At 60.0% G+C, this 9,869-nt stretch carries 12 protein-coding genes; 3 read left to right on the top strand and 9 right to left on the bottom strand.

Going from position 1 to position 9,869, the window contains the following annotated elements:
- The 7 genes from JWR89_RS02560 to JWR89_RS02590 form a co-directional block, all read right to left on the bottom strand.
- The coding region (locus JWR89_RS02560; protein WP_299711431.1) for a PfkB family carbohydrate kinase at positions 1–397 on the bottom strand (397 nt) is incomplete at its 3' end.
- Between the two features lie 149 nt (positions 398–546).
- Entirely contained in the window at positions 547–1,557 is a 1,011-nt protein-coding gene (locus JWR89_RS02565) for a zinc-binding alcohol dehydrogenase family protein (RefSeq protein ID WP_299711434.1), read from the bottom strand.
- Positions 1,558–1,636: 79 nt separating this feature from the next.
- Entirely contained in the window at positions 1,637–2,389 is a 753-nt protein-coding gene (locus tag JWR89_RS02570) for a transporter substrate-binding domain-containing protein (protein WP_366142960.1), read from the bottom strand.
- Positions 2,390–2,484: 95 nt separating this feature from the next.
- On the bottom strand, positions 2,485–3,237 hold the full coding sequence (locus tag JWR89_RS02575) for an amino acid ABC transporter ATP-binding protein (protein ID WP_299711440.1): 753 nt from the start codon (positions 3,235–3,237) through the stop codon (positions 2,485–2,487).
- Entirely contained in the window at positions 3,221–3,874 is a 654-nt protein-coding gene (locus JWR89_RS02580) for an amino acid ABC transporter permease (protein WP_299711443.1), read from the bottom strand. The genes JWR89_RS02575 and JWR89_RS02580 overlap by 17 nt, the downstream gene beginning before the upstream one ends.
- Positions 3,875–3,882: 8 nt before the next feature.
- Complete coding sequence (locus JWR89_RS02585) at positions 3,883–4,566, bottom strand: amino acid ABC transporter permease (RefSeq protein WP_299711446.1); 684 nt, start codon at positions 4,564–4,566, stop codon at positions 3,883–3,885.
- A 33-nt stretch (positions 4,567–4,599) separates the two neighbouring features.
- The gene (locus JWR89_RS02590) at positions 4,600–5,715 is read right to left on the bottom strand and encodes a mannitol dehydrogenase family protein (RefSeq protein WP_299711449.1); all 1,116 of its coding nucleotides are present in this window, start codon (positions 5,713–5,715) and stop codon (positions 4,600–4,602) included.
- Here JWR89_RS02590 and JWR89_RS02595 point away from each other — a divergent pair.
- From JWR89_RS02595 to JWR89_RS02605, 3 genes are read left to right on the top strand one after another with little or no spacing between them, the layout of a single operon-like run.
- Positions 5,647–5,910, top strand: coding sequence for a hypothetical protein (locus JWR89_RS02595; protein WP_299711464.1), 264 nt, complete (start codon positions 5,647–5,649; stop codon positions 5,908–5,910). The genes JWR89_RS02590 and JWR89_RS02595 overlap by 69 nt on opposite strands.
- A gap of 5 nt (positions 5,911–5,915) precedes the next feature.
- The gene (locus JWR89_RS02600; protein WP_299711452.1) at positions 5,916–6,821 is read left to right on the top strand and encodes a GntR family transcriptional regulator; all 906 of its coding nucleotides are present in this window, start codon (positions 5,916–5,918) and stop codon (positions 6,819–6,821) included.
- A gap of 29 nt (positions 6,822–6,850) precedes the next feature.
- Positions 6,851–8,368: an altronate dehydratase family protein gene (locus tag JWR89_RS02605; protein ID WP_299711461.1), complete on the top strand. Its 1,518-nt coding sequence runs from the start codon at positions 6,851–6,853 to the stop codon at positions 8,366–8,368.
- Positions 8,369–8,563: 195 nt separating this feature from the next.
- Here JWR89_RS02605 and JWR89_RS02610 read toward each other — a convergent pair whose 3' ends face one another.
- Both JWR89_RS02610 and JWR89_RS02615 read right to left on the bottom strand, forming a co-directional pair.
- Positions 8,564–8,740: a hypothetical protein gene (locus JWR89_RS02610; protein WP_299711455.1), complete on the bottom strand. Its 177-nt coding sequence runs from the start codon at positions 8,738–8,740 to the stop codon at positions 8,564–8,566.
- A 28-nt stretch (positions 8,741–8,768) separates the two neighbouring features.
- Positions 8,769–8,966: a hypothetical protein gene (locus tag JWR89_RS02615; protein WP_299711458.1), complete on the bottom strand. Its 198-nt coding sequence runs from the start codon at positions 8,964–8,966 to the stop codon at positions 8,769–8,771.
- Positions 8,967–9,869: the final 903 nt, after the last annotated feature.

Genomic DNA, 9,869 nt, shown 5'->3' on the forward strand with positions numbered 1-9,869 from the left:
TGCGCCCGCCCTCATCATAGAGCGAAAGCGTGATACCCGAGAGATAGATCAGGTCATAAGCCAACAAGGCGTCGAGGATGGCCGGCGTTTCCGGCAGCGACAGAAGCAGGCGCGCTGCTGAATTTTCCCGCCAGTAGTAGAAGCGACGCTCCCCGTTGGTGCCGGTCTTGATGATGTACAGGCCGGGCAGCTTTCCCGGCACCCGGACGACATGACGGGTGCCGATCCCCTCGGCCTGCCAACCGGCGACCATCTCATCGCTCCATGGATCATCGCCCAGCGCCGAAATATAATCGACGGACAATCCAAGTCGAGCGCAGTAAATCGCCGTATTGAGCGTATCCCCGCCATAGCCGAGCGCGTGATGGTCGGGGAGCGCCTGCGTCAGCTCCATCATGCACTCGCCGATACAGGCGATTCTTGAAACATCCGGCACAGCGTGAATCCCATTTGAAAGCGATGGGCGCCACCAGCTCCCACCTTTGAAGAACGTCTATCCGCTTGCCGGCGTAAACGGTTCGACACGCCGCCGCTAATTCTGCGAGATCATACTTCCAGAATGGCCTTGATCACACCCGCTTCGGGACGCAGCCAGTCCTTGAACAGCGAGGCGCCGTCCGACAGTGGGCCGCGATGGGTATTGAGCGCCCGCGTCGGGACTTTTCCCGCATCCATCTGGCGAACCACCTCGGCGAAATCGTCCGGCTGCGCATTGCGGCTGGCGAACAGCGTGGTTTCCCGCTTGTGAAATTCGGGATCCGAAAAGGTGATCTCGGTGGGAACGACGCTCACCAGAACGTAGCGCCCGCCATGAGCGACAAAACCGAAGCCGCGCTGCATGGCGCTGGCATTTCCGGTGGCGTCGATCACGACATCGAAGAAGTCGCCGCCCGTCAGGCGCTTTGCCTCGGCCTCAGCGTCGGCATCGGCCATCAGCTGGTGGTCGGCACCGAGCGCGTCGCTGGCGAAAGCAAGGCGGTTTTCGCGCGTGTCCATGACGGTGACGTTGGCGCCACGTGCCTTGGCAAAGATGATCGCCGACATGCCGATGGGACCCGACCCGACGACCAGGACGCGGTCCTGCGCGGAGATGCCGCCGCGCTTCACGCCATGCGCGCCGATGGCCAGGAACTCGATCATCGCGGCATCGTCGAGCGATGCATTGCCGGCGGGGATCACATTGCTGGCAGGAGCGGCCAAAAATTCCGCCATGCCGCCGTCGCGATGCACGCCCAGCACGGCGATGTTCTGGCACGCATTGGTAAAGCCGCGCCGACAACCGATGCATTTGCCGCACGACAGATAGGGCACGATGTAGACATTCTGCCCGTGGGTCAGGCCGCTTCCCGCGGGCGCGCTCTCCACCGTGCCGGACAGCTCATGGCCCATGACGCGCGGATACTGCAGAAACGGATGCTTGCCCTGGAAGATATGAAAATCGGTGCCGCAAATGCCGACCCGGCGGATTCGCACCAGAACCTCCCCGTCGCCCGGAACGGGAATCGGGCGCTCCACGATAGACAACCGGCCCGGCTCGTCGCAGATCAAGGCTTTCATTCGCTCGGTCTTTCTCATCCAGATAAAGGGCGGCCCGGTGCAAGCCCGGGCCGCAAAGGAAAGTTACTTCAAACGAAAGTTACTTCGGCATGTCCGTCGGCAGCTCGGCGCCGTTGTACTTGGCGTAGATCGCACGGAGTTTGCCGTTGGCGAGGTTCTTCTCGATCCAGTCGTTCAGTACCTGCCTCAGCGCATCATCGCCTTTGCGGACGCCGATGGCGTAGGGATTGGTCTTGAGCACCAGCTTGACCTCCAGCGGGTCATTCTTGCGCCGCTCGTTCACCGTCGCCATCACCTGCGTGGACGATGCCATGACGTTCACCTGCCCGGAAATCAGCGCCGTGTTCAGCGTGGCGTCATCTTCGTAGCGCACGATTTCTGCGCCCTTTGCCTGATCCGTCGCTTCCTTGTCGTTGGTGGAGCCGCGGGTCGTGCCCAGCCGCATCCCTGACAAACTGGCGATGTCCTTGATATCGATCTTCTTGGGTGCGGCGACCACGACCTGGATCACGCCGTACGGGATGGAGAAGTCGATGACCTTCTTGCGTTCCTCGTTGACGCTGAATGACGCCATGACGAGATCCGCCTTGCCGGTCAGCAAAAACGGCACCCGGTTCGGGCTCGTCACCTGAACGATCTCGAGCGGCAGCCCAAGATCCGCGGCGAGCAGCCTGGCGCTTTCGACGTCCGAGCCGACCGGCTGCATCTTGGCATCGAACATGCCGAAAGGAGGGGAGCCGAGATCCAGCGCGACAATGACCTTGCCGCGCTTCTTGATATCATCCAGCGTGTCGGCCCAGGCGGGGATAGAGAAGCTGGCGAGCAGAGCCATGCCAACAACGAGTCCGGCGGTGCCTGCGAGAAAACGTCTTCTGATCATATGTTTCATCCCTTTTTGTGGTTCGAATTGCTTGGTCCGGCGTCCACCTAGACGGATGCCGAGGCCTGATCGCTGGAAACCCCGCCAACAAAGTTGCGGAGCTCAGGCGTCTTGGGCTGATCGAGCATTTCGCCCGATCCGGTTTCCCAGACTTTGCCCTGATGCATATAGATGATCTTGGAAGCAACCTTTCGCGCGAACGCCATTTCATGCGTCACGAGAATCATCGTCATGCCGCCGCGCGCCAGGTCTTCCATGACCCTCAGCACTTCGCCGGTCAGCTGCGGGTCGAGGGCGGAGGTCACCTCATCGAACAGCATCAGCTTCGGGCTCATGGCGAGCGAGCGGGCGATCGCCACGCGCTGCTGCTGCCCGCCTGACAGCTGCTCCGGGTAGTTCTCTGCCTTGGCCTCCATGCCGACGCGGGCGAGTACCTCGCGGGCGAGTTCGCGGGCTTCCTTCTTGGGCACCGACTTCACGCTGACGGGCGCCAGCATGATGTTCTGTTCGACAGTCAGGTGCGGAAACAGGTTGTAGCTCTGGAACACGATCCCGACGTCGAGATGCAAGGCACGGCGATTGAGACCGGCATCATGCAAGGCATGGCCACAAACATCGATCGTCCCCTGCTGGATCGTCTCCAGCGCGTTGATGCAGCGCAGGACGGTCGACTTGCCGGAGCCGGATTGACCGATGATGGCGGCGACCTCGCCGCGTCCGACGTCGAATGATACGCCGTCGAGCACCTTGAGCGCGCCGAACTGCTTATGGACGTTTGAAAGACTAACGACGGCCGACATTGAGCTTCCTTTCCAGTCTCCGGCTCCAGGTCGAGAGCGGGAAGCAAATAGCGAAGTAAATAAGCGCCACGATCATGAAGACCGTAAACGGCTCATAGATGGAGTTGTTGATGAGCTTGCCGGCCTGGGCCAATTCGACGAAGCCGACGACAGACGCGAGCGAGGTGTTTTTGACGATCTGCACCAGGAAGCCGACGGTGGGTGCCGTGGCGATACGCGCGGCCTGAGGCAGGATGACTTTCACCATGCGTTGCCACGGCGTGAGTGCAAGACACTCCGCCGCCTGCCATTGGGTTTTCGGCACGGATTCGATGCAGCCGCGCCAGATCTCGGCGAGAAATCCCGAGGAATAGACGATGAGCCCCGCACAGGCCGCGAACAGCGCCGGCAGGTTGTTGAAGCCGAGCAGCGAGATCCCGAAATAGATGACGAACAACAGAATGAGCAGCGGCGTTCCTTGAACGAGCTGAATGTAAATCATCGCGGCAATCCGCAGCAAACGCAGGTCGGAGATGCGGGCAAGCGCGACGACGAAGCCGACCAGGCCTCCGCCGACAAAGGCAGCGATCGACAGGCCGATCGTCCATTGCGCGGCTACAAGAAGAAACTCGAGATGAACAAGGCTGAATGTGGGCATGGACTTTCCTAGATCGCCGTGCCGAGCTTGCGCCGACGCACGAAGACAGCCAATCCGAACAGCCACAGGCAGACCCGAACGACGAAGGACAGCAGCAAATAGAGAACGCCGGTCACGATGTAGGTCTCGAATGCGCGAAACGTGTCGGACTGGATGCGGTTCGCGACGGCCGTCAGTTCTTCCGCCGAGATCTGCGAGGTGATGGAGGATGCCAGCATCAGCAGAACATACTGGCTGGTGATTGCCGGGTAGACGCGCTCGATCGCCGGACGCAGGACGACATGCCAGTAGGTCTGGAAGCGAGACAGCCCCAGACAGTCTGCGGCCTCGATTTGCGACTTGTGGACGGACTCGATACCTGCGCGCACGATCTCGCACGTGTAAGCGCCAACATTAACGACGAGAGCAATGACCGCGGCCATATTGGCCGACACATGCACGCCGAGGGTGGCGATACCGAAATAGATGATGAAGACCTGCACCAGCAGCGGTGTGTTGCGGATCGCCTCGACATAGATGGCGACGAGCCACTTCACCCCACGCGAGCCGTCGGCGCGACCGATGGCGCACAGCGTGCCAAGAACAAATCCCAGCACCGTCGAGACGGCGGACAACTGCACGGTCAGCCAGATGCCGCGGGCGAATTCTCGCCAATACGGCAGCAGCGCCGCGAAATCAAAATGATAGGTCATGCCGTTCTACTTCATTTCAAGCTTGGAGCGCGGTTACCGCGCTTTGAAAGCATCGAGCTTTGGCGTTGCAGGCGCGTGCCCGCGCTCGGCAATCCATTTCAGGAATGCAACGATACGCCGATCCACCTTCACGGCATGGTTCTGTGCAATATCGGAGATGCGATGGTCAAGGAACGGATTCCGAAAACGATCGAGCGTGGTTGCAATATACCCACGGGCTTCCGCTTCCATGCCTTGGACGGCGAACCCAGGCAGCACTTCATGCTGCAGGATATGATCGAGCCGTTCAGCCACGGCGGCATCTGACAGGATTTCACGCACGGTCTCATTCGGTGAGCGGCCTTCGGACAACCAGATATCGGCGAGTACGGTGTGGCCGAGATTAAGGATATGAAGCTTGAGCCGCTCGAACGATTCGAGTTCGTCGGCCAGAACAATGGCCGGGTGGACGCAAGGCGCGGAAAGGCCCCTGTCACGCTTGATCGCCCAGAGCGCATAGGGTTCAGCGATCGCGCCGATCGGCTCCAGCGGCTGCGATACGATGCGATCCACCAGCGTTTCGGCGAAGATGATTTCCTTCGCGATCCATTCGGCGAAGGCCGAGGGCGCGCCGGCGTCGGCCGCCAGCGCCAGCACCTTGTCTTCGAGGATGCGGCCATTGCGATGAACGAGTTCGCACGGCAGGACGGTCAACGGGCGCGCGCCGTCGCGCCAGCGTCGGTGCAGCAACGCGGTCAGTTTGCCGGGGAAAGATTCCGGCACCTCGCCGGACAGTAAAGCAACTCCGCGGTCGCCGTCTGCGATCTCGTAACCGGTATCGCCCATGTTCGAGACGACGAAGTCCGCCTCCGTGGCGAAGCAGTCGGACAAATCGTCCCAATCGCGCACCGCGGACAGGCCACGATCCACACTGAGGACATCCACGCGTCGGTCGATCTTGACGCCATTTTCGATGCCGCGGATCAAGACGGGATAGCCTTCGGGCCGGCCGAATGCCTCGACGCGCCCGGCCCGGCCGGTCGAATTGGATGCCTGCACCACGGCGATCGGCCCGACGTCCTCGCCGGACACGCGCGCCTCGTGGACGAAGACACCGACATGGGCCTGGAGGAAGCGGCTCGTCCCAAACTGGATGATTCGACCGGTCACGCGGCCACTGCCGCCGGACAATCGGAGCCACCTTCAGCAATTGCGCTCACGAATGGTGCGGGAACCGTCGTCATCTGTCTCCTCCGGCGCATTTTTTGTGACGCCATAGAGTTTGAGGGCTGGCTCTTCGTCAAATTGTTTTTTATCTTTAAAAAACTGAAAGCGTCGAAGTGCTTTTTTGCTACTGAGGATTGACCGCAATGAAGAGCAACGCCGTCTTCAAACGCGCCCACAACCGCTGCTTGAACATGCTCGCGAAGCACGAACCTGGCTCGCATCTCCGCTCGGAACTCGATCTGGCGCTGGATCTCCATGTCAGTCGCACGACCGTCCGTGCCGTGCTGTCATCCCTCACCGACGCCGGCATCATCGATCGTGACGGTAGCCGCCGGCATCTGGCGCGCCCGCCGACGGCCGAAGACTACTTTCCCGAAGCGCAAACGGAATCGGTGGGTGACGTCGTCGGGCGCCGCTTCATGGAGTGGATCCTGCAGGGCGATTGCCGGCCGGGCGAACTGATCAATTGCGCCGAACTCGCCCGCCAATTTTCAACATCGACATCCGCCATCCGCGAGCATCTGACGCACTTCAATCACTTCGGCCTGTTGGAGCGTCGTCCCAACAGCGCCTGGGTCTTCAAGGGTATCACGGCCGATTTCGCGATGGAGATCTACGAGATCCGGGAGATGTTCGAGCTTCGCTCCGCGCATCGTTTCGCCGAACTGCCGCCCGATGCCGCGGCGTGGGCCGAACTGAACCTGATCGAGCAGCAGCACCACAATCTACTGGAAGACATCGACGAACGATACTCCGAGTTCTCGCGGCTCGACGAGCGGCTTCATCGCCTGGTCCATGACGCCTCGCAAAACCGCTTCGTTCAGAATTTCTACGACGTGATCTCGATGATCTTTCACTACCACTATCAGTGGGACAAGGTCGACGAGAAGGAGCGCAACTATGTCGCCCTGCATGAGCACATCGCTTATATCAGAGCATTGCGCAGCCGCGATCTCGACGCCATCGACGAAAAATGCCGGACCCATCTGCAGACGGCACGCAAGACGCTTCTGAAATCGATCGACAGTTTGCGCCAGCCCGCAAATTGATGCGATCTATCCTGAATGAGAACTCTCAAATGAGCACGCCACGAACGCTCCGTTTATCGGCCGACGACAACGTGATCGTCGCCGTCGATCAAATCCTTCTCGGCACCGGTCTTGATAATCTGGTCGCGCAGCAGCGGATACCGCGCGGTCACAAGATGGCGACGGCTGCCATTCGCCAGGGCGAGCCGATCCGGAAGTGCGGCCAGATCATCGGCTTCGCATCGAAGGACGTAGCCCCAGGCGATTGGGTGCACGAGCACAACGTCGTCATGCATGACTTCGCGCGCGACTATCAGTTCGCCGAGGGAGCCAGAGGCGAAGATATCCTGCCGCCGGAGCTGCGCGCGACCTTTGAAGGTTACGTGCGACCGAACGGAAAAACCGGAACGCGAAACTATATCGGCATCCTGACCTCCGTGAACTGTTCGGCCACGACGGCGAAATTCATTGCCGAAGAGGTCAATCGGTCCGGGCTGCTCGATGACTATCCCGAGATCGATGGCGCGGTGGCGTTCGTACATGGCACCGGATGCGGCATGGCCTCCCATGGCGAAGGCTTTGACCTGCTGCGCCGAACCCAATGGGGCTACGCGACCCACCCCAACCTCGGCGCCGCGCTCATGGTTGGCCTTGGCTGCGAGGTCTTTCAGATCGATCGCATGAAGGAGGAATATGGCCTGGTGGAAGGCGATCACTTCCAGACCATGACGATCCAGGCCTCTGGCGGAACCAAAAAGGCCATAGATCAGGGCGTCGAACGCATCAAGGCCATCTTGCCCGTTGCGGCGCGCGCCAAGCGCGAGACCCGTCCCGCGTCCGAAATCGTCCTCGCGCTGCAATGCGGCGGATCAGACGGATATTCGGGCATTACAGCCAATCCCGCGCTCGGAGCTGCCGTCGACCAGCTGGTCAGGCACGGCGGGACGGCGGTGCTGGCTGAAACCCCGGAAATCTATGGTGCCGAGCACCTGCTGACGCGGCGTGCGGTCAACCGCGCTGTCGGAGAGAAACTCATCGAGCGGATTCGCTGGTGGGAAGAATACGCCGCCCGCAACGGCGGCCAGATGAACAACAATCCCTCGCCTGGCAACAAGGCCGGCGGGCTCACGACCATTCTGGAGAAGTCGCTGGGCGCTGCCGCCAAGAGCGGCACGACCGCGCTGCGCGCCATTTACGAATACGCCGAGCCGATCAAGGAGAGCGGCTTCGTGTTCATGGATACTCCCGGTTACGATCCGGTCGGCGCAACCGGCCAGGTGGCCGGCGGCTGCAACGTGATGTGCTTCACCACCGGGCGCGGCTCGGCCTTTGGCTGCAAGCCGACTCCCTCGATCAAGCTCGCCACGAACAGCGAGATGTATCGGAACATGGCTGACGATATGGACATCAATTGCGGCGATGTGCTCGATGGAATATCGATCGAGGCAAAAGGACAGGAAATTCTCGATCAGGTTCTGCGCGTCGCATCCGGCGCTCATACCAAATCGGAAGACCTGGGCTATGGCGATCTCGAATTCGTGCCATGGCAAATCGGCGCCGTGATGTAACGCGCGCGCGTCGCGCTGAACGACGGAATGATAATTTCGTCGGCGCCTGAGCCGGTGAAGTCGGCCATGGTCAGCCTCGCTATTTGTGGATCCATTGCCAGGTTCGGAGATAGCGGTCGTCGTTTGGAAACGCCTCGTACAATCGAAGGACCCCCGATTGTCAGATGGTGATGCGCGTCAGCGCAACGCGGTGCGTTACGACCACCAATACGCATTGACCCACTCTTGCTCGTCAATCAAGTCAGCCCAGGCGGCGGCGATTACGGAAAGCGCCGCTGCGGTGAGAGGATCAGTATCGACGTCAGTTTTTGCGATGGCGACCGCCGTCACCGGACATGGCACACATCCTTGCAGGATCTCGGTGTCATCCATGGGACCACACGCCGACTATTCTTGCGTTTCAATTTGCTTGCGCGCGGCTCTTAGAGAGCTGCGTCGCTTTGAGTTGAGCGCGAGCCTGTAAGGCTTGCGCTTCCCTGAGAATGTTCTGTTGCCTTGGCCCCTCAGGCGTAATCGCAGCTTCTTGTAATTTAATCGTCGCCATTTCAAAAAGTTCAGCGGCGGTCAGATAGGTGGTTGGTCTGTACTGACGTTCCATATCCAGCACTCCGGAAGCCTTTGATACTATTGTAATCGGCGGGAACCGTCTGTCGGCTCGACGACATAGACGAGCCCTTTCCATGGCACTAAAATGAGTTACTCCGACACGAGTAGCTGATCAGCAGTAACTACTTGAAATTGATTGCAATAGCCCGATGCTATCTTAGGCCGTCTGGACATAACTGCTGACAGTGTGGGGCGGTCGGCCGAAGTCGATACGACGCGATGGCGAATCCAAGCGGGTTATTGTCGGCGACAAAATTATACAATCAAATGATAAGAGCTCTTTTGGTATCGAGACCTGAGCGATCACAAGAACTCGCGCAGCCGGATCAGCTCTTGAGCGTCTTCCGCGGACAAGACGGGGGCAAAGCGGGCCCCTGCGGTTCTGTGTTAATTTCGTAAAGCCGGCGCGCAGATGCGGGCTTTTCGCATAGTCGCTGTATGCACTGGTCCAAAGTGCCCTCGAAGACGAGGTACGAGCTCGCGCCCGAATTCAGAATGCGTTCGCTTCTCGCTGTGAGATTGGCCTCAGACCAAGTGGCGGCGCCTGAACGGATAGCCGCGAACGAGATAGCCGTCTCAGCAGACCCTCCGCGATTAGGAGGGTGCAAGTTCCGGTCTATTTTGCGTTCAGCCTTCGAAGCGTTTTATCATACACGCGCGCCACATTACACCATTTCGCTCCTCTCTGAGGAGCCCTGTTGAGTCCAAACGCAAGGTGGCATTAGTGTAAGGCCGGGTCTGCCGGGCCGCTCAGCCGAGAGCTTCTGGACCGATCGGCGATCGACCGAGTGCTGGAGCGAAGTGTGGGGATACTGGGTATGCCTGATAAGAACGGTGAGAGCTCACCAGCGAACCCCCGATTCTCCGTGCTACGCGAACACCATTTCTTTTGCGA

It is taken from the genome of Tardiphaga sp., assembly GCF_028290785.1.
Taxonomy (GTDB): Bacteria; Pseudomonadota; Alphaproteobacteria; order Rhizobiales; family Xanthobacteraceae; genus Tardiphaga.